At 51.1% G+C, this 20,667-nt stretch carries 11 protein-coding genes, 1 tRNA gene and 1 riboswitch; of the genes, 10 read left to right on the top strand and 2 right to left on the bottom strand.

Annotated elements, in window-relative coordinates:
• The first annotated feature begins 5 nt into the window (after positions 1-5).
• From secA to ACI77B_RS02780, 8 genes are all read left to right on the top strand, one after another.
• Complete coding sequence (gene secA / locus ACI77B_RS02815; protein WP_409337272.1) at positions 6-2,786, top strand: preprotein translocase subunit SecA; 2,781 nt, start codon at positions 6-8, stop codon at positions 2,784-2,786.
• Positions 2,779-3,883 (top strand): peptide chain release factor 2 gene (gene prfB / locus ACI77B_RS02810; protein WP_409337271.1). Its coding sequence is split into 2 segments (ribosomal slippage): positions 2,779-2,853 and positions 2,855-3,883, totalling 1,104 coding nucleotides; the frame shifts between segments, so codons are not numbered across the junction. Before secA ends, prfB begins: the two co-directional genes overlap by 8 nt.
• Positions 3,884-4,183: 300 nt before the next feature.
• Positions 4,184-7,543: a PD-(D/E)XK nuclease family protein gene (locus ACI77B_RS02805; protein WP_409337270.1), complete on the top strand. Its 3,360-nt coding sequence runs from the start codon at positions 4,184-4,186 to the stop codon at positions 7,541-7,543.
• A 1,636-nt stretch (positions 7,544-9,179) separates the two neighbouring features.
• A riboswitch (cyclic di-GMP riboswitch) is annotated at positions 9,180-9,263 on the top strand.
• Between the two features lie 71 nt (positions 9,264-9,334).
• On the top strand, positions 9,335-9,643 hold the full coding sequence (locus tag ACI77B_RS02800) for a hypothetical protein (RefSeq protein WP_409337269.1): 309 nt from the start codon (positions 9,335-9,337) through the stop codon (positions 9,641-9,643).
• Positions 9,644-9,791: 148 nt separating this feature from the next.
• Positions 9,792-14,396 (top strand): Cna B-type domain-containing protein, encoded by a 4,605-nt coding sequence (locus ACI77B_RS02795; RefSeq protein ID WP_409337268.1) that lies wholly within the window; start codon positions 9,792-9,794, stop codon positions 14,394-14,396.
• A 287-nt stretch (positions 14,397-14,683) separates the two neighbouring features.
• A complete protein-coding gene (locus ACI77B_RS02790; protein WP_409337267.1) occupies positions 14,684-14,989 on the top strand; it encodes a nucleotidyltransferase domain-containing protein in 306 nt (101 codons plus the stop codon).
• The gene (locus ACI77B_RS02785) at positions 14,976-15,392 is read left to right on the top strand and encodes an HI0074 family nucleotidyltransferase substrate-binding subunit (RefSeq protein ID WP_409337266.1); all 417 of its coding nucleotides are present in this window, start codon (positions 14,976-14,978) and stop codon (positions 15,390-15,392) included. The genes ACI77B_RS02790 and ACI77B_RS02785 overlap by 14 nt, the downstream gene beginning before the upstream one ends.
• A 100-nt stretch (positions 15,393-15,492) precedes the next feature.
• Positions 15,493-15,568 (top strand) — tRNA-Thr (locus ACI77B_RS02780).
• A 990-nt stretch (positions 15,569-16,558) separates the two neighbouring features.
• Here the strand turns inward: ACI77B_RS02780 and ACI77B_RS02775 are convergent.
• Positions 16,559-17,593 (bottom strand): YeiH family protein, encoded by a 1,035-nt coding sequence (locus ACI77B_RS02775; protein WP_409337265.1) that lies wholly within the window; start codon positions 17,591-17,593, stop codon positions 16,559-16,561.
• Positions 17,594-17,715: 122 nt separating this feature from the next.
• Here ACI77B_RS02775 and ACI77B_RS02770 point away from each other — a divergent pair, with 122 nt between their 5' ends.
• Entirely contained in the window at positions 17,716-18,603 is an 888-nt protein-coding gene (locus ACI77B_RS02770) for a LysR family transcriptional regulator (protein ID WP_409337264.1), read from the top strand.
• Between the two features lie 178 nt (positions 18,604-18,781).
• Here ACI77B_RS02770 and ACI77B_RS02765 read toward each other — a convergent pair whose 3' ends face one another.
• Entirely contained in the window at positions 18,782-20,110 is a 1,329-nt protein-coding gene (locus ACI77B_RS02765) for a threonine/serine ThrE exporter family protein (protein WP_409337263.1), read from the bottom strand.
• A 252-nt stretch (positions 20,111-20,362) separates the two neighbouring features.
• Here ACI77B_RS02765 and ACI77B_RS02760 point away from each other — a divergent pair, with 252 nt between their 5' ends.
• Complete coding sequence (locus ACI77B_RS02760) at positions 20,363-20,632, top strand: hypothetical protein (protein ID WP_409337262.1); 270 nt, start codon at positions 20,363-20,365, stop codon at positions 20,630-20,632.
• The last annotated feature ends 35 nt before the right edge of the window (positions 20,633-20,667 follow it).

The raw sequence follows: 20,667 nt of genomic DNA, 5'->3' as shown, positions 1-20,667 counted from the left end.
GCAGAATGAGTTTAATGGAGAAAATTTTCGGCGATCTGAATAAAAAAGAGATCAGAAAGATCGAAAAGATCGCAGCGAAAGTTGAAGCGTTTGATAACGAGATCTCAGCGCTTTCCGATGAGGAATTGAAGGCAAAAACACCGTATTTCAAGGAGCGCCTGAAGAATGGAGAGACGCTGGATGATATTCTGCCGGAGGCATTCGCCGTTGCCCGTGAGGGTGCGTACCGAAGTGTCGGCATGAAGCCGTTCCACGTACAGATCCTCGGAGGCATCGTCCTGCATCAGGGAAGAATCGCCGAGATGAAAACCGGTGAAGGAAAAACCCTGGTAGCGACACTGCCAGTTTACCTGAATGCACTGGAAGGAAAGGGTGTCCACGTCATCACCGTCAATGATTACCTGGCAAAGCGTGACTCCGAGTGGATGGGCAAGGTTTACACCTTCCTGGGACTGACCGTCGGCTGCGTCATTCACGGTATTTCCGAAGAGGAAAGAAAAGCAGCTTACCGCGCAGATGTCACATACGGAACCAACAACGAGTTCGGTTTTGACTATCTGAGAGACAACATGGTTACCTATAAGGAAGAGCTGACTCAGCGCGAGCTGCATTACGCCATCGTCGATGAGGTCGACTCCATCCTGATCGATGAGGCAAGAACCCCGCTGATTATTTCCGGTGAGGGAACCAAGTCTACAGATTTGTATCGCCGGGCGGATGATTTTGTCAGAACACTGACCGAGAAGGACGACTACGAGATCGAGGAGAAGGACGACCAGATCGCCCTGACCGATGCCGGAGTTGCCAAGGCTGAGGACTACTTCGACCTGGAGAATTTCGCAGACCCGGAGAACATGGAGATCAACCACAATGTACAGGAAGCCCTCCGTGCGGAATACATGATGAAGAGGGACAAAGACTACATTGTCAAGGATGGAGAAATCGTCATCGTCGACGAGTTCACCGGCCGTCTGATGTACGGACGCCGCTACAGCAATGGTCTGCACCAGGCTATCGAGGCCAAGGAGCACGTTCTGGTCCGTTCCGAGTCCAAGACGCTGGCAACCATCACCCTGCAGAACTACTTCAGAATGTATGACAAGCTCGCCGGAATGACGGGTACCGCGAAGACCGAGGAAGACGAGTTCCGTGATATTTACAACATGGACGTAGTTGTTGTTCCGACCAACAAGCCGGTCATCCGTAAGGACCTGCAGGATTCTGTATATCAGACAGAAAAGGGTAAGTTCAAGGCGATCGCAAAACGTGTAGAGGAAGTACATAAGACTGGTCAGCCGGTTCTGGTCGGTACGATTTCCATTGAGAAATCTGAGCTGATCAGCGACATGCTGGATAAGAAGGGCATTCCGCACAACGTATTGAACGCGAAACAGCATGAGCGCGAGGCAGAAATCGTTGCACAGGCCGGACGCAAGGGCGCGGTAACCATCGCGACCAACATGGCGGGCCGTGGTACCGATATCCTGTTGGGCGGAAATCCGGACTTCGATGCGCGTAAGGAAATGCGTAAGAACGGCTTCACGGACGAGCAGATCAATTTTGCAACAGGATTTACCAAGTCCGATGATCCGGAGATGGTCAAGGCCAGAGATACCTATAACGAATATAAGGCGAAGTTCAAGGAAGAACATGATAAAGAGCATGATGAAGTCGTCAAGCTCGGTGGACTCTGCATTATCGGTACAGAGCGTCACGAGTCCAGACGTATTGATAACCAGCTGCGTGGACGTGCCGGACGTCAGGGAGACCCGGGAACTACACAGTTCTTCATTTCTCTGGAAGATGATCTGATGCGTCTGTTCGGCGGCGAGCGTATGCAGAAGTTCGTCGACAGAATGGGACTGGAAGAGGATGAGCCGATTGAGGCCGGCATGCTGACCAAGTCCATTGAAAGTGCGCAGAAGAAGGTAGAGGGCAGAAACTTCGGTATCCGTAAGTACGTCCTCCAGTACGATAATGTCATGAACAAGCAGAGAGAGATCATCTACAGCGAGCGCAGAAGAGTGCTGTTCGGTGAGGATCTCCGCGAGTACATCATGGGCATGACGCACACACTGATCGACAATGCCGTAGAGCAGGCAGTCGTAGCCTCCAAGTATCCGGAGGAGTGGGATTTTGCCGCAATGAATAAGGCCCTGCGCCGCATCACACCGATGTATGTTCCGAAGGAAGAGTATTCCACAGATGAGCTCGTTCAGATGACGGAGGATTCACTGAAAGAAGACCTCTACGATGAGTTCGAGAAACTCTACGAGAAGAAGGAAGAGGAAATCGGAAAAGAGCAGATGCGTGAAGTTGAGCGCATGATCCTGCTCCGTGTCGTAGATAACCTCTGGATGGATCACATCGACGCCATGGATCAGCTGCGTGAAGGAATCGGCCTGCGTGCACTGGGCCAGCAGGACCCTGTTGCCGCATACGCAAAGGAAGGATTCGACATGTTCGATGCCATGATCGGCGAGATCACGGCAGAGACCGTTACATACTGCTACAGCGTTACCATCGAGACCCGCAGCGAGCGTCACGCGCTTGCGGAAATCAGCGGAGAGCGCAAGGACGAGTATGTCGATGACCGTTCCGATCTCCAGGGTGCTCCGAATGAGGAAAATCAGATCCCGGAGAGAGAGAATAAGCCGGTTACCTATAAGAGAAAGCGTCCGAAGGTCGGCAGAAACGATCCGTGCCCGTGCGGAAGCGGAAAGAAATATAAGAACTGCTGCATGAAGAAGGACCTCGAGGAAGAGAGGAGGAATGGTCATGCTTAAGCTGGAGCCTGTAAAGCAGGAGCTCCCGGATCTGAAGGCCGGACTTTTAGAGGTAGGTGAGTCCCTTTGACCTGGCGGGTCTGAAGAGGGAATCGGAAAAGCTTACAAAACAGACTCTGGAACCGGATTTCTGGGATGACACGGAATCCGCACAGAAAATCATTAAAGAAAAAACTGCAATCGACAAGAAAATCGAGCAGTACGAACAGCTTGAGCAGGAGCTGAGTGACATAGAAGAATACATTGAACTGGCAGAGGAGATGGAGGATGAAGAGGAAGCAAAAGAAATCCTCCGCTCCTTCAAGAAGATCAGGAAGGAATTCGCAGCATTCCGCCGCGAAACCCTTCTGACCGGGAAGTACGACCACAACAGCGCCATCGTCACGATTCACGCCGGTGCCGGCGGAGTCGATGCCCAGGATTGGGCAGAAATGCTGCTGAGAATGTACACCCGCTGGGCATCCGCCAAAGGATTCGAGATTGAAATCGTAGACCTTCAGGATGACACAGAAGCCGGAATCAAAGGCGCCACCTTCTTCGTCAACGGTGCGAACGCTTACGGTCTGCTGAAGTTCGAAAAAGGCGTACACCGCCTCGTCCGGATTTCCCCGTTCAACACCGCGGGAAAGCGACAGACTTCATTCGCTTCTCTGGAAGTCACGCCGCAGATCGACGACGATCTCTCCGTAGAGATCCGCCCGGAAGACCTGCGCATCGACACCTACCGGAGCAGCGGCGCGGGCGGACAGCACGTCAACAAGACCGACTCCGCCATCCGCATCACGCATCTGCCGACGCATATTGTCGTCACCTGCCAGAACGAGCGCAGCCAGCATCAGAATAAAGAAGTCGCCATGAAAATCCTGTACGCCAAGCTCATGGAGCTGAAAGAACAGGAGCATAAGGAGACGCTGAAGGAGCTGCAGGGAGACTTTTCCCAGATCGCCTGGGGCTCCCAGATCCGTTCTTACGTTTTCCAGCCGTATACTCTGGTGAAAGACCACCGGACCGGCGCGGAAACCGGCAACGTCAACGCTGTCATGGACGGAGACATCGACGATTTCATTAATGAAGAGCTGAAACAGCTGCAGGATTAATCAGATACCTCTCCGCATGGGACCATGTGCCGCCATGAGGAGAGGTTCTTTTATATCTGGGCAGGAACAGGGAAGGAGTTTCCAGCCCTGCATTCTCTGCGGATGATTTCTTGTGAATATGCGAATAGCAGAATATATGATAAGATACTACCATACGGAATTCGAAAATGTTTCAAACGGCAGGCGGCGCAGATGATAGCATTAAATGCGGGCGGAAGCGCATAATCATACAGTCTGTGGAAGCCGCCGCTGCCGTGAATCCAGACCGGTTGAACAGTTCAATGAATAACAGGAGCGGTTATGTTAAATATTTATTATGGAAGAGATAGCCTGGATAAAGAAAAGTTCATGTACCGCAGAATCGGGGAACAGGGATACGGGCCGGACCGGCGTGTCCTGGTCCTCGTTCCGGATCAGTATACGTTGGAAGCGGAGCGGCAGGCGGCGAAGTACCTGGAGACGGATGTGCTGCTGGGCGTTGATATTTACAGCGTTTCCCATCTCGGCCATACCATCTTGAAAGAGACGGGCGCAGCCCGGCTGCCTTTTGTCGATAAATACGGGCGGCAGATGCTCCTGACCCGGATCATGTCCGAAGAGGGAGAAAATCTGGAAGTCTTCCGCGCAAGCCGGGACCGCAGCTCCTTCATTGAGATGACGAACGACTTCATTTCTCAGATGAAGCAGTACGGGGTGACGCCGGAAACGCTGGAAACACTCATGAAGAAAGTGCCGGAAGGCAGTCTTCTGCAGCGGAAGATGGCAGACCTGCTGCTGGTCTACACGCGGTATCAGGAAGAGATTGCCGGGAAATATACGGATTCAGAAGATTATGTAGATCTCTATGCGCAGCAGATGCGCCGGTCAGAGCTGATTGCCGGAAGCCGCGTCTGGGTCTACGGATTCGACAGTTTTGCGCCGAAAACACTGGACGTCCTGCAGGGCATCATGCATGCCGCGGAGTCGGTGAATGTCGTTCTGACAAAAGATGAACGCTGCAAGGATGAAGACTTGTTTTCGCTGACCCAGACGGTGCAGGCCAATCTCTTGAAGCGTGCGGATGCAGAGGGATGCCCGATCGGGGAAATTGCCCGGATCCCGGCAGCGCTGCCGGACGGAATTTCCCTGATCCGGGAGAAGGCATCGCCGGCCCTTGCATATTTGGAAAAAGAGCTGTTCGCGCCGGTCATTGCGCCGTATCGGAAAAACACGGAGCACGTGCTGCTGACCGAGGCGGCCAACCCGCACAATGAGGCGGAATCCGCCGCCGCGTTCATTCTGCACCTGCTCAGGGACTGTGGATACCGGTACAGGGATATTTCGGTGGTCTGCAACGATGCCGCCCGGGCGGAGGCCGCAGGACGTGTATTCGAAGAATATGGACTGCCGCTGTTCCTGGACAGCAAGCGGAGTATTCTGGACGCTCCGGCCGCCGTCTGCATCCTTGCGATGCTCAACGCCGTGCAGAAGCGCTGGAACACCAGAGAGATCCTGCGGGCGCTGAAATCCGGGCTTTCAGACTTCTCCAATGATGAAATCGAGCGCCTTGAAAATTATGTCATGAAATACAGAATCCGCGGAAGCATGTGGAAGAAACCCTTCCAGAAGGGCGAGCTGGAGTACGGAAAAGAAGGCATGGAGAAGCTGGACGCGCTCAGAGACCGTGTGGCGCAGCTGTTCATGCCACTTGAAGAAATTCTGAAACGGAAACAGACAAACGAAGAGTTCATCCGCGCGTTTTACGGGTTCCTGACGGAAACCATGCATCTGGAAGACCGGATGGACCGGCTGATGCTGCTGCAGGAGGAAAACGGTCTGCAGACGGCAGCTGATGAGACGGCGCAGGTCTGGAGCATGATCGTGGGACTCCTGGACCAGATTGATGCGCTGGCGGGAGACGACGAATTCCAGCCGGATCTGTTCATTGAACTTCTTACTGCGGGTCTGCAGCAAGTGGAAATCGGCGTGCTGCCGTCTACGGCCGATGACCTGGTCATGGGAACTATGCAGAGAACGCGAACCGCTTCCGTGCGCGCTCTGATCGTGATGGGAGCCAATGAGGGCGTTCTTCCGGAGGGGCCGAAGGACGACGGCCTGTTCGGCATGGACGAGCTGGAAACGCTGGCGGATTTTGGACAGGAAATCTGCAAGGTGGACAGTGTCCGCGTGCAGGAGGAGAAACTGGCGATTTACCGGAATTTCAGCTCGCCGTCGGATGTGCTCTGGATCAGCTGGTCAAACGCAGATATGGAGGGAGCAAACACCCGCCCGTCGGAACTGATTGGAACGATGCAGGAACTTTTCCCGGAGATTCCGGTCAGAAGAGATATCCTGAATGAGGATTCCGATGAAGCCGAAGTGGGTGGAAAACTCAGCACCCTCAGACATCTGACGCAGAAACTGAACCAGGCATACCGGGAAGGCGTGAAAATCGATCCGATCTGGGGCGATGTGCAGCGCTGGTATCAGGAAAATATGCCGGAAGCGGCGGCGCGCATGGAAGAGGGACTTCGCTTTCAGAACAAGCCGCCGCGGCTGGATCCGAAACTTACGAATCTGCTCTTCCACAGAAAGGAAAATAAGGATTATCTGGCCCTCAGCGCGTCCCGCCTGGAGCGTTTTTCCCGCTGCCCGTTTTCCTATTACGTCCAGTTTGGTCTGGCGCCAGAAGAGCGCCGCGTGTTCGAGGCCGGCGGCCGTGAAATCGGAGACATGTACCATCGCTGCATCATGGACGTAACGGCAGAGCTCAGTCGCCGCGGCATCTGGGACAGCGTCAGTGAAGAAGACTGCCGCGAGCTCGTTCAGCAGTCCATCCGGCAGGAGTCAGAAATGTACCGCGAGGGCCTTTTCTTCTTTGGCGGGCGCGAGCGCTACCGCTCATCGCGCATGCAGGAAGCCTGTATCGATACCGTGAAAGCCCTGGTTGAGCACGTCCGTCAGGGCGCTGTGCAGGCCAGTCAGTTTGAAGTGCGCTTCGGACCGGGCGCAGAAATCCCGCCGATCCGCATCGAACTGAACGACGGCACCATCGTGCTGATCGAAGGCCAGATCGACCGCCTGGACATTCTCCAGAACGACCGAATCAAGATCATTGACTATAAATCAAGCGAACACAAGCTGGACGTCGAGGAAATCCGCGCCGGATACAGCCTCCAGCTCATGGTCTACATGCAGGCCGCAGAAGAGCAGGTGCGTCAGCCGGCAGGCGTGTTCTACTTCCACATTCAGGAACCGCGCATCGACGTTAAAAATAAACCGGCGGCGGGGACACCGTCGGATGCTTTAAAACTGCAGGTCCAGAAAGAAATCCAGAGCCATTTCAAACTGAACGGCCTGCTTCTGAACGACCCGGAGACCGTCCGCGAAGTTGCCGGCGAACTCGCGCCAAAAGAGTCCTCTTCCGTTGTTGCCGTAAAAATGCTGAAAAGCGGCGAACTGGGAAAGAGCGGAACCTTGATTTCCGAAGAAGACTTCCAGGAACTCCAGAACGATGTCGCCGATAAAGTCACCGAACTCATCACAGAGATGCACGAAGGAATCATCGACATCCATCCGATGAAAAACGGGGACGACACAGCCTGCAAGTACTGTGAATTCAAGAGTATCTGCAGATTTGATCCGGCCTTCCGGGGGAATCAGTATAATGTTATAAAATAGGGAAGACCGCATTTTCAGACTGATGACCGCATTCCAGAGCTGTTCTTCAGGCTGGCCGCAGATGCGGAGTCCATCCGGGAAACGGCGGAGTCTGTCGCAAACAGAAACGTTCACTGTGCAACAGTACTCTCGCCGTTTCTTCCATTTGACTCCGACTGCGCCATCAGCCTTTCGAAATGCTCTGTCAGTGGCCATTAGTGGAAATGCGGTCTTTCCCTGGTTTTGTAATGTATATGCGGCCGTCTGGCTGTGGCATCGTCCCTGCGAGATGCTCTCTCAACGGCCATCTGTAAAGATGCGGCCTGCCCTGATTTTGTAATGTATATGCGGCTGTCCGACTGTGCCAACGGCCTTCCAAAAGGATTCATCGGCGGGCATTATTGGGAATGCAGGTCTTCTCTGATTTTGTAGTGTGTGCGTGTCTGTGCGGCCGTCTGGCTGTGGCATCAGCCCTCCGAGATGCTCCGTAATCGGCCATCAATCAGAATGCAGTTTTCTCGTATTAAACGATTTATTCTGGTTCTTAAGTATTTAGGGTTTCTGACTGCGCCTGCGGTCTTTCGAGATGTTTCATCACCCGGCTGTTTGATCAGAGGCGATTATTGTTATGTCAGATGAAAAAATTAGAAAATAGAACCATCTGTAAAACATTGTCGGTGGCCATTGCTGGGAATGCAGTGTTTTTAGTTTCTGGCAGTTGAAGTTGTTCGGGAAAACCGCTATAATCTGCTGTTTCCCGATCTTTTTTTCAGGGCCTCGGAGAAATCAGGTTTTACAGGCTTTTTCCGAGGATGTTGCGGGTCGTATGTTGTTGCTGCAGGCAATAAATGTGTGTATATAATTATCCATGAATTATTATACGCGTATACTGTATAATAATCAGGATCAATTTACATGCGGATTCGGGAAAAGTCAGATGTTCAAGAATCTTCAGGGCCCCTGTGTCTCCAGGTTCGGGAGATCGCCATTTAAGAGCCATTTTCCGAAAGTGCCGGCCTGGAAAGTTCGGGAAATGGACCGATAAGAAGGGATTCCCGAATTGCGCGCAATCGATCTCGGGAATCCCGGATTTTGACGGTATTTTCCGACAGCTGAAGGGCGCTTTGTATGGAAATGCGCACATTGTGTGGTGAATATTTTATGAATGCCCTGCATTTCTGTATTCTGTATACTTTGCTTTATTCCACACCGCACTCAAACCTGTCTCACCATTCCCTTCGCCTTATTCATCATCTCCGCTTCACAGATCGCTTATCATCGTATCAACTCCATTTCAGCTGCGCCAGGCCTCACGAGCTTCAACATAAGGTAACAACCAACAAAATACTGTGAAATCGATGCGTGTTCCGGAAGCCAACATCCTGAATGTATGCGAAATTTAATTGTCTGACAAGAATAACTGGATACACATCTGCGCCTTGTCTGGAGAAGTGTTCAGGAATGCGGCCATCGATTTCAGGACTGGAGGCGGAAATCCATGACAATGAAGGCTTGGGCACCTTCGGCGAAGAACGAAACAGCCCTGGGTAAGCTATTGTAAAGTTACTGAAAATTCTTGACCCTGATTTTAAAAATGATATGATGTTTATATAAGAGTGCAATGGTTCTGCGACAATGGAATAGAAAGAATGTATGGATAAGTAAATAGCAAACCGGCAGTGATGCCGGGACGCAAAACTACAGGGTCTCACGAAAGGCCGTGAGACAGCCAGCTGCCGGGTATATCCTTGGCGGCTTTTTCTTTTGTCCGCAGGATTGTGCAATATGCAATGTTGAGGAAAGGAGAGTAAAATGAGAGGCAGGCATGAGAAGCGATCGGCATGGCGCACACTGATGGTTCTGACGCTGGCCGTTCTGATGGCCGTTACGTTTATGCCGGCAGGCACGCTGGCAGCCGTGGCGGAGAGCGGGACACAGCAGGAGGCGTCACAGTCCGTGGACAAAACTTCCCCGGCAAGTGGTGAATCTGGCAGCGCGGCCGCGGAGCAGAAGGCGGAAGAGAAGGCTGTAAATCAGGGCGCGCAGGAGGCCGTGAAGACGGCGGACAGCCAGCAGTCACAGCTGAATTCTGAAAATAGGGGGGGGTACGCAAAGTTCTGATGACAGCAAGGCCGCGGCTGAGGATGATAATCAGCCGGACCCTGCATATCAGGCTCCTGAGCTTAGGGAATACATTACGAAAGAGGGAACCAGTATTTCTGCTCTGGACAAGGAGAATAAAGAGGTAACGAATGATGCCGGTGTAGCATTGTTTAAGAAGAGTGAGGCTTCACAGACGACTCTTTCTGCTAAAGCCGTTGTGGCATTTAAAATCCCGACAAAGGATCTGATCGATGATCATGAAGTCTGGCACGGGACAGTATTTTATACAGGAAGTCCGCTTTGCAAGTATTTTAGCTTTCATAATTCCGATGATGGAATAATTTATAATGATGCGCATAAGAAAATCGGCACATATGACATCAGAGGTAATGGATATATCATAACGCTGCATTTTGATAAGGATGACTCTGCCTATGGAACGGAGATCGACGGTAATATCACGCTCTGGGGAAATCTGGAGACGGATAAATTCAAAGGGTCTCAGGAGAGATGGGTCAAGTTTAATGACAATGTGACCATTCCATTTGAATTTGAAGATACGCGGCCGCTGACGATTTCGAAAAAATGTACAAGTAAAAAGATGGAACCGGTAAACTCGGGAATCCCGGTTGCATACTGGTTCAAATGTCATTATGAGGTCAAAATTACTGTTCCGAATGGCATGGATCAAGATCAGACCATCGTACTGAATGATCGTGTCACGCACTGGCTGACCGAACAGGACCATGACAGCAATCACTATGAATCTCCAAGATTGGAGTTGTTTGATGCAGAGGGGCATTCAAAGGGAATGCAGTCATTTTCTACACCTGCCTTTGGTGGTGAGGGCGCCAGAGATGGGATAAAGATGATACCGGCCAAACCATCTGAGTCATTGGAGAAAGGCGCATATTATATCTTTTCTTATGACGCTGTTGAGTGGGTTCCCGCCAGTGACTATGACAAATTGACCTATAACCAGAGATATTATGAGGAAAATCAGGCGGAGGCATATCCTCAGGGCGAGGAAAATAAAAAAGTCACGACAACCTGTCAGGTAGATTACTCCCTGCCGAAGGATAATTCGATTGACCTGCAGAAGACTGGTTCAGGGACATATGACCCGGAAGAACATTCAATTACGTGGAATTTCACATTAACATTGACATTTAAAACCAGACCTCCAGCAGGTGAAGTTAAGCTGGATGATTATTTTGATCCGCAGGGCCATAATGTTAATGGTATGAGGACAAAGGTTAAATCGATTAAACTTGTCGATTCTGCCGGAAATACAAAATGGGAATGTCCAGCAAGTGAGATTGATGATGGATATATAAAAACAGGAATATACAGCGGGCCAGGGAGCGGTAATAATATCTCAATCTTTGGATCGCTTTCTAGTCTGCCATGTACAATCTTCCCGCCTGGAGGTCCGAGAACAGGCAGGATCATTTCCGCTTCGTCGGGTGACCGATATATTGTTACCTATGAGATTGTGGAAAGTTCTCATTATCTCAACAGTGATGAGACCCTGAAACTCCATAATTATGCAAAAGCAAATCTTAATGGAAATGATGTGAAGGCTGAATGTACGCCGGAAGCAAAAAACGAAACCACATTCCCGACTCCGCATAAATTTGGCGATTATACGGATAAGGACCGCACAGCGCTGCGCTGGACGGTCAGGTTTAATGATGATAAAACGGAACAGAAGAGCCTGGACCACTGCGTGATCAGCGACAGCATGACGAACAGTGCGCAGAAGAGTTCACCGACGGATAAATGTTCTGTTATAGCTTACCCGCAGGGTGTTCTTTCCGCATCGAAAGAGGATCAAATTAAACTTGGCGTGAAAACTTATGAGAATGTTGCCATGCCTCTAACCTTTGTCAGCAAGGGCGGGAAGAGCGGCTTTACCGATGCGTCTGGGAAATGGTATGAGATTCCGTCTTACCTGGGCATGTTTGTCCTTGCCTATGATCAGCCGATGAAGTACTCGGATACGAAGACGACATTTAAGAACACAATCAAGATTACAAGTCTTATTGATGGAAAATATAAGACGGCTACAGCAGAGAAAAAATATGTCCAGCCGGATAAAACAGCGCTCAGCAAGACAGTAGACAGGACACGTAGTACAAAGGCTGATGTAAATGATAAAGGGCAGCTTGTCAATCACTGGACAATTACACTGAATAACTTGAAAAAGTCACAGAGATACTATGATCTTGAGGATGATTTCAGCACATATAATTATGGGAAAGTGGAAATGAAGAATTCTACTTTTGATGATGATTACTGGATGACTCCGGAGCAGGTAAAAGGAATCAAGATTTCCGCATATGATACAGATGGAAAACTGGTAAACATTCCGATCGGATATGGTTCGGGCTCGGGCAGACAGGAATGTCTGATCTGGGGACATTATCGGTCAGGAATATGGACCGGAGATTATTCTGGATTTACTTCGACGTCAGCCGGGAGTTATTCTGGAAATGACAGCATCTTCCCGGCTGAAAATTACATCGCAAGTGGACTCTCATTCCATTTTAATAATCTGGATACAGATCTCAGTCGTGTAGTTATCACCTATGATACTACAACGTCAGTGAAATATATGAATCCGGACAGTAAACGTGTCATGTATAATACAGCACGGATTACAAGATCAGGGAGTGAATATAGTGGTCCACAGGCGACAGCTAAAACGACCTATTACGTCCCGCCGGAATCCGGTGATGTTCAGCTGAATAAATATAACATTACGGATGATGGAAGCAGAGAATCAGGACTGCTGAAGAAAAAGTTCAGTAAGGATGGCCTGCTGTATTACTGCGCAGTGCTGAATGCCAACAGAAATGCTCAGGGAGACTTACACTTTACGGATACACTGCCTGCCGGAACACAGCTGGTTACGGATCAGAAGTGGAGTGCCGGGGATGGTAAGATCACCTATAATCCGGCATCTGTAAATATCTGTAGGAATGGAATTGCCGCAAATTATTTAGGTATGGCCAGAGCGAACGGCTGGGGTTCTTCCGGAGAGTCTGCTCTCTATAATGGAAGGGGATTATTCTCCGATGATCAGACGAAGGTGAACTATGATCAGAGCAGTAATAAACTCACCGTGGATATTCCACAGTCCGCCTTCCATTTCGATGATGATCATGAGCAGGTCGGAGTTGTTCTGTATTATGCCGTGAAGATCACCGATCCGGATAGCTTCATGGATGGAAAGACGTCGAAAACGCTGAAAAATGACGCCGTGCTGAAGGATGATAAGAGTGAGGCGCACAGCAGTGCGGAGACAGAAATCGATACAGCGAAACTCGAAAAGTCCGACGGCGCATATAACGCAGATACCGGAATGCTGACCTATTCCCTGAAGATCAATCCGCAGGGCGTGAAGCTTTCCGATTCTGGAAAGACGATTACCGTGAATGACGTTCTGACCTGGCCGGCCTGGTCTTCCGGTCCGGTACCGGTGAAATCCATCGAGGCAGATGCGGATGCGATTCATCTGTATAAGCTGGTGGACGGAAAGAAAGTCGAAGTCGCAGCAAGTGACTATACACTGAATAAGACGACAGATCCAGATAAGCGCCAGACAAAAATTACCCTGCAAGTCCCGGACGGGCAGGCGTATATCCTGGACTATGGTTATAAAGTCAACATGACGAATCATGATCCGACGACATTCACAGTCACCAATAAGGCCGCCCTGGAAGGAATGGATGATGCGGCATCTTCCGATGAGAAGACGGCACAGGTTTACAGTACTGGCAGCAGTGCGAACGCATCAACAAAGTATACGGCACTGACATTAAACAAGACGGACGAGAGTACAGGGAAATCCCTTGCCGGTGCGGAATTTGTCCTGGAACAGTACACGGGAAGAGCCGGAAAGGAATGGAAGGTCATCCCGGGCAGCGGTGAAAACGGAAGATATGTCACGGACAGCAATGGATCTGTTCAGCTCGGAGACAAGCACAGTGTGGATGGAAAAGACATCACTTCCGTTCGATACAATTATCTGTACCGCTTGAAAGAGGTGAAGGCGCCGAGCGGATATCAGATCGGAAACAACGATTATCAGTACATTTACCTGCGCAATGATGCGATTACGAACACGTGTAAACCGGACAGCTTCAATCCGGAAAAGGCAGAGCAGATGGAGGTTATTAATGGTGTGGTTACGGTAAAAGATCCGCAGACCCCGCCAACCCCAACACCGGTTTACCACCATGTCACCGTCCAGAAGGTCTGGAAACTCGATGACGGCGGGACGCGCCCGGATTCCGTTCAGGTGCAGCTGATGAAAAACGGTACGGCCTATGGTCAGCCGGTTACGCTGAACGATGCCAATAACTGGACCTTTAGCTGGGACAAGCTGGAAGATGACAATAGTACCTGGACTGTGCAGGAAGTGATTGTGCCGAACGGGTTTACAATGACACAGCAGGTTACGGCGGAAACAGACGGCAGCAAGGTGACCATCACGAATGATGACAACCCGGTGAAGCCGAATACGCCGGATAATCCGAAACCGAATAAGCCAAACAAGCCGAATAAAACGGTGACTCCGAAGACTCCAAAAAAGACGGTTACACCGAAGAAGCCGTCTGTTCCGCGAACCACCGTACAGAACACACCATCGTCTGCACCGCAGACCTCCGACCAGACCAGGCTCGGAACAGAGATGATTCTCTTCGGCGGAGCAGCAGCACTTCTGGCGCTGGTACTGGCGGTGAAGAGGAGAAAAACGGAATAGCTGTCAGTAAATAAACTGCACTCTTAGTATTATGGCCGCATTCTAGAGCTTGCTCTCTAGGGCGGCCACAGATGCGGAGCGCATACGAAAACCCGTGGGAACTGCCGCAAACGAAACAATACGATGCGCGGCAGTCCTCTCACGGGTTTTGTCGTCTGGCTCCGACTGTGGCTGCGCCCCTTCGAGATGCTCTATCAGCGGCCATTATAGGAATGCAGTTATATTGTTTGGAATCTTTCAATACTGTCTGCGGATATGTTAGAATAAACGTATAAGGAGGGCTGAAAATGGACGGAAGCAGAAGGTGTCCTGCTATTCCCGGGCGTGCGCTCCGTGATGTTCTGCGGTTTGCCGGGGATGCGGATGTGAAGCGTCTGGTGCTGTTCGGTTCGCGGGCCAGAGGAACAAATACCCAATACAGCGATGTGGATCTGGCTGTTTACGGCGGTGATTTTGACCGGTTTTACTGGAATGTTCAGGAGAAAACATGGAGTCTGTTATCATTTGACCTGATTGATATGCAGGGGGAAATTTCTCCGGAGCTTCAGGAGGAAATCCTCAGGGACGGAGTGGTAATTTATGAAAAAGATTGATAACTTTAAGCGGTGTCTGGATGTGCTTTCAGGTGCAGATTTTAAGATGGCTGTCAATGATGAAATTTACCGCACAGGGGTTGTCGGGCAGTTTAATCTGACTTTTGAACTGGCTTGGAAAGCGCTTAAGGCCGTCCTTGAAGAAAATGGTGTAGTAGAAGCAGAAACTGGTTCAGCCCGCGATATTTTCAAGCTGGCAGCGAAAACGGGAATGATCGCAGACAGCAGTGTGTGGCTGCTGATGCTGAAAAAACGGAATTTATCTGTACATCTATATAATGAAGAGGAAGTTGATGAATTGCTGATTCTGATCCGCGACAGCTTCCTGCCGGCTCTCCATTCTCTTGAGCAGATACTGACGGATAAAGAGAAGGAAATCGAATCAGATTCGGAAAAACTGTAGCGAAAGTGCAGAAAAACCGCCGTTCAGTCCAGATTATCTTCTTTGCGGGCGTTGACGTTTTCCACGCGGTTATGATATAATCTATGTCAGCGCGTGAGATGCTTCCGTGGCTCAGTTGGTAGAGCAGCACATTCGTAACGTGCAGGTCGCCGGTTCGAGTCCGGCCGGGAGCTCCATAAGCAGACAGCATACCTGTGAATATTCATGGGTATGCTTTTTTATACCTTTCAGGCCCGTATCCAGGTTAGGGGAATGGATACAATATACATTGAGTGGGGTGTCAGGCAGTTAATTGCCTTATTTTTGCAAAAAAGCTGACGCAAACTGGCGGAATGAAGTCTATGAAAAGGACTTTTGAAAAATCTGTTGGGAAATCGAACGGTAATCACGATTCCTCAACGCGGAGGCGGATGGAGGCTGACGGAAGAATCGAGGAAGTGAATACGGGTAGTAAATAATCAGAATACCATGTCATCAACACGCAGGGATCTCCACTTGCGAGGGTGATTTTGTCCGATGGAGAAGAAAAAGACAGAGAAAATGATCCGGCTCTGTTCAGAATCTGGAAGAAGCTGGCATTTTCTCTGTCTTTTCATGTGATTGTATTCGGATAAGATCATTCCACGCGGGAATCCGTTGAAAAAAAGATGAAATCATCGAATTACGTAACACATTTCTATAAAGTGGTATAAGTCGATGTATCTGTGATGATCCTATGAGCTGATAGGGATGTGTTTTTCTTTCAGCAGACAGATAATAGCAGATAAAGGCTGGATTGTTGTGTAATTATATGCCAATCTGTCACCGTATGAGTGTATACAGTATACCTCAGCTCAAACCCGGCCAGTCACATAGCGCAGGCCCGGCCAGCCATGCAGCCCAAACCCGGCCATTCACATAGCGCAGGCCAAACCCAGCCACTCGGCCTAAGCCCGGCCAGCCATGCAGCCCAAACCCGGCCTGCTGTCACTACATGTGAGTATACAGTATACCGCAGCCAAAACCCAGCCTGTCATCAATCCTCAGTCGTCAGTATCGACCAGCTCACCGGCGCTCGTCAGTCTGCCAGCTGCCTATGCTGCCAGCTGCCCGTACTGCCAGCTTGTCAACGGCTGACAATCCGCCAGCATAGTCTGCCTGTTCGCAGATGTCAGTCCATCAGCTTTCTACCAGATTCCCATCACATGCTGCATCAGCAGGCTGACGGCGGTGATTCCCGCCCAGCAGCAGGCGCCGAGAAGGATCGGTTTTCCACCGCTTTTGATCAGTTTTACCATATTGCTGTTCAGACCAATGGCAGCCATGGCCATGACGATGAAGAACTTGGACAGCTGTTTCAGCGGTGTAAACACATCTGCATTGACGCCGGCATGCACGCAGATGGTGGTGAGCACGGCGGCGAGAATAAAGTACAAAATAAACATCGGGAATGCGCGGCGGAAGCTGAAATTTCCGGTACCGGACGCGGTTTCTTCTTTCTTTGCCGTGACGGAGGCCAGAACAAGTGTGATCGGAATGATGGCCAGTGTTCTGGTTAGTTTTACGGTGACGGCCTTATCCAGTGTCGCGCTGCCGAGCTTCCACATGCTGTCCCAGGTAGCGGCGGCTGCGGTTACTGATGAAGTGTCATTGATCGCTGTGCCGGCAAAGATTCCGAAGGCGTGACCGCTTGATGTGCTGAAGCCGATGGCGTGGCCAAACATCGGGAAGAAGATCGCGGCCAGCACGTTAAAGAAGAAAATAACGGAGATGGCCTGGGCGATTTCATCATCGTCCGCATTGATAACCGGTGCGGTTGCGGCGATTGCGGATCCGCCGCAGATGGACGAACCGACGCCGATAAGCGTGGAAATATTTCCCGGAATTTTCATGACGCGGTGCATGATCCAGGCGACGATGAGTGATGTGCTGATCGTGCAGATGATGATCGGCAGGGATTCTTTTCCCGTGGCGGCGATGACGCCCAGGTTCATGCCGAATCCCAGCAGCACGACTGCGGTCTGCAGAATGAATTTTGACGTCCACTTGATGCCGGCCTCTGCCCCGCCCTTATTTTCCCAGAACATGGCGATCACCATGCCTGCGAGAATCGCGATGACCGCTCCGCCGATGACGGGGAAACGCTGCCCCGCCAGCCATGACGGCACAGCGATGATAAAACAGACGGCAATCCCCTTCATATTCTTCTTGATCCAGTTCATTTTGTCCTATCCTCTCTTTCTAAAACCCTGTGAGATATAGTGATTATACCGCGGCCTGTTGATAAGTGAAAATTATATATTATAATTTTCATATAACAGATTATTATCGATGGAGGTGCGCGATGCTGGATTACAGGGTGGAGACTTTTCTGAAGGTCTGCGAGACGATGAATTATACGCGGGCGTCGAAGGCGCTGAATATCACGCAGCCGGCGGTTTCTCAGCATATTCATTACCTGGAGAACTATTATGGCGTGACGCTGTTTCGGTATGAGAATAAGACGCTGCGGCTGACGGCGGCGGGAGAGCTTCTGCGCGACCGTTTGCGAGTGATGCAGAATGATGAGCTGGCATTGACAAAAGAAATCCGCCAGGGGGATTCCGGGAATCTGCCGCTGTCCCTGGGCGTGACGATGACGGTCGGGGAGTATGCTGTGGTTAAGCCGCTTGCGGAGTATATCCGCCGCCATCCGGAAAGAAATGTCCGCTTAAGGTTCGGGAACACGGCGCAGCTTCTGCAATTGCTGCGGGCGGGAGAAATTCAGCTGGCGCTGGTGGAGGGCTATTATCCACAGGATGAATATGAACATTTTCCCTACAGTATGGAGAATTTCATTGCGGTCCGGGGTGTGCAGTATACTCTGGAAAGGCCGGAGATCCAGTCGTTTTCTGACCTTCTGAGAGAACGGCTTCTGGTCCGGGAGAGGGGCTCGGGAACGCGGAATATTCTGGAACGCTGTCTGGCCGTGCGGGGCCTTGAAATCGACGATTTTCCGCGGCAGATTCAGGTGGAGAACATGCACACGATCATCGGCCTTCTGACGGAAGGCTGCGGAATTTCCTTTCTTTACGAGATCGCCGTGCGGGAGGAGCTTGCATCCGGGCAGATTGAGGAAATCCAGATTCCCGGCGTCCATATGACCCATGCTTTTGACTTTATCTGGGAAAAGGGAAGTGCCTACGGCGCGCGCTGTCGGGCGTTCGGGGAAGAACTGAAGAGTCTGCGCTAGGAGAAGCGCAGCATGAAAACAGAAAACTGGTGCAGATTCTGTCTGCCGGGCACCCCGGCTCAGCAGAAAACTGCACCAGCTTGTTTTATTGCCTGTTCGTTAGACGGCACTCCACCCGACGCTTCAGCATCGTGGAAGGGTGGTGTTCTTATTTATATCCGTATAAATATGACCAGAGTTAACTGCAGTGGCGGAAATGCGGATCCGTCAGAAGCCGTGCGACAACCAGGCCGATCGGCAGCGCGATGACGATCAGCGCGGCTCTGGTCAGCCACAGGGCGCCGTCTGTAATGTTGGAAAGCGCGATGTAGTAAATGCCGCGGTACATGTAAAGTCCGGGAACCATGATGACGATGGATGGAACTGTGATGGAAATACGCGGCTTTCCGATCTTTTTGTTGATGACAGACGCGATCAGACCGGCGGTCAGTGCACCGAGAAATGCCGCGAGGCCGATCGGAAGGCCGGCCAGGTCGACCAGTTCCAGGCGCAGTGTGTTGGCGATCATGCCGACGCCGGCAGCCGTCATCGCGGTTTTATACGGACTGTTGAACATCAGTGAGAATCCGAACACACCAAAGAAACTGCAGATGAGCCGGAACAGGCACATGGACAGATTACCGAGCGGAAGCGGTTGGAAATCCGCCGGATGGAACTGCAGAACGTAGGCGGTTACCCAGCCGGCGCAGGTGGCGATCAGGATGATCAGGAGCGCGTAGGCCAGACGTTCCAGGCCGGAGCGCATATCCTGCTTGGCCAGGTCGATGCCGCCGGTGATCAGCGGGAATCCCGGAATGATGAACAGCATCGCGCAGATGTAGCCGGCCTGATGCGCCGCTGAAACGCCGAACAGGGCTTCCAGGGCCTTGATGGAGCAGACATAGGCCGCGCATGCCGCGGCGACACTGACCAGAATAGCCGCGAACAGTGCGATCTTGCGGTCGAGCATTTTCCGGCGGATGAAATTTCCAATTCCTGCTCCGATGAAGGCGCAGAGCATTTCAAACGGTCCGCCGCCAAGTAAAAATGTAAATGCGCAGCATGCGATTGCCGATGCCAGTCCAGCCTGGAGCGGAGAATAATTGCCTTTCAGATTTTTAATGTCATCGAGTTGCTGGTGAATTTCCTTGACCGAGCGGGTTTTGACCTCCTTATGGAATACTCTGCAGTAAGATTCCAGTTCCGCCAGCTTGTCGGTGTTCACCCCTGACGATTTCAGGGAAAGTGAAGTCGTGATGTGTTCGCCGCCTTCAAAACAGGTGCAGTTAATGGTCAGCAGACCGACATCTACAGAACATGTAATGCCCAGCGCCATCGCCGCTGTGTTCATGGAGTCGCGGACTCTCCACGCTCCGGTTCCGACCGACAGCATCATCAGTCCGATGCGGTTGACGATCGTTGCCTTATCGTGCAGAGAGGCCTCTACGGCCGGCCGGTTGTCCTTTTTTACCTGGTTCCAGGGAATGTCCATATGGATCTTTTTCAGCAGATGCGGATTCTCAGACATGAGGAAATGCCCCCTTTTCATTCATTGCCTTGCAGCGATATGTATACAATCGAGTTAAGTATATCACACTATGCCAGCAGGACAAAATCCACCGGGCCGGCGGCCGCCACGGATTGAGAACGCAAGTTCATGTATACACACGAAATCAAGAACAAATGTTTGACAAACCCGGAAAATCTGCTATGATTAGGGTAGTGGAAAGATGAGTGTGAAAGCTATTACTGATGTGGGATGATGTGTGAGGGTAAGGATATGAAAGTTATTGCGGAGCCTGTGGATATGATTGCGATGTTCAGAAAGCGGGAGGGATGCCGGCCGGTGCCCTGCCGGTTCCGGTATACGGACCGCAGAGGGGACCGGGTTGAGGTGCACGTGGATAAGGTATTGCGTATTGAGGATCTGAAAATCGGAGGAATTGACACGTATAACTACACCTGCCAGAGCCTGATCGGAGATATGCTCAGGATTTATGTACTGAAATATTTTCTGGCGCAGGCGAGGTGGGAACTCTATAAGATGTAGAGGAGCAGGAAAAGGTCTGGTCCGGGCCGGATATC

The sequence above is a fragment of the Eubacterium sp. F2 genome, from assembly GCF_046244355.1.
GTDB lineage: Bacteria > Bacillota > Clostridia > Peptostreptococcales > Anaerovoracaceae > Aminicella.
The sequence above is the reverse complement of the archived record's forward strand: the minus strand, read 5'-3'. Positions and strand labels throughout refer to the sequence as shown.

Bases quoted from the DNA above. Each gene is read 5' to 3' on its own strand.
- secA (WP_409337272.1), top strand. From the start codon at position 6: ATGAGTTTAATGGAGAAAATTTTCGGCGATCTGAATAAAAAAGAGATC.
- ACI77B_RS02805 (WP_409337270.1), top strand. From the start codon at position 4,184: ATGTTAAATATTTATTATGGAAGAGATAGCCTGGATAAAGAAAAGTTC.
- ACI77B_RS02800 (WP_409337269.1), top strand. From the start codon at position 9,335: ATGAGAGGCAGGCATGAGAAGCGATCGGCATGGCGCACACTGATGGTT.
- ACI77B_RS02790 (WP_409337267.1), top strand. From the start codon at position 14,684: ATGGACGGAAGCAGAAGGTGTCCTGCTATTCCCGGGCGTGCGCTCCGT.
- ACI77B_RS02785 (WP_409337266.1), top strand. From the start codon at position 14,976: ATGAAAAAGATTGATAACTTTAAGCGGTGTCTGGATGTGCTTTCAGGT.
- ACI77B_RS02775 (WP_409337265.1), bottom strand. From the start codon at position 17,593: ATGAACTGGATCAAGAAGAATATGAAGGGGATTGCCGTCTGTTTTATC.
- ACI77B_RS02770 (WP_409337264.1), top strand. From the start codon at position 17,716: ATGCTGGATTACAGGGTGGAGACTTTTCTGAAGGTCTGCGAGACGATG.
- ACI77B_RS02765 (WP_409337263.1), bottom strand. From the start codon at position 20,110: ATGTCTGAGAATCCGCATCTGCTGAAAAAGATCCATATGGACATTCCC.
- ACI77B_RS02760 (WP_409337262.1), top strand. From the start codon at position 20,363: ATGAAAGTTATTGCGGAGCCTGTGGATATGATTGCGATGTTCAGAAAG.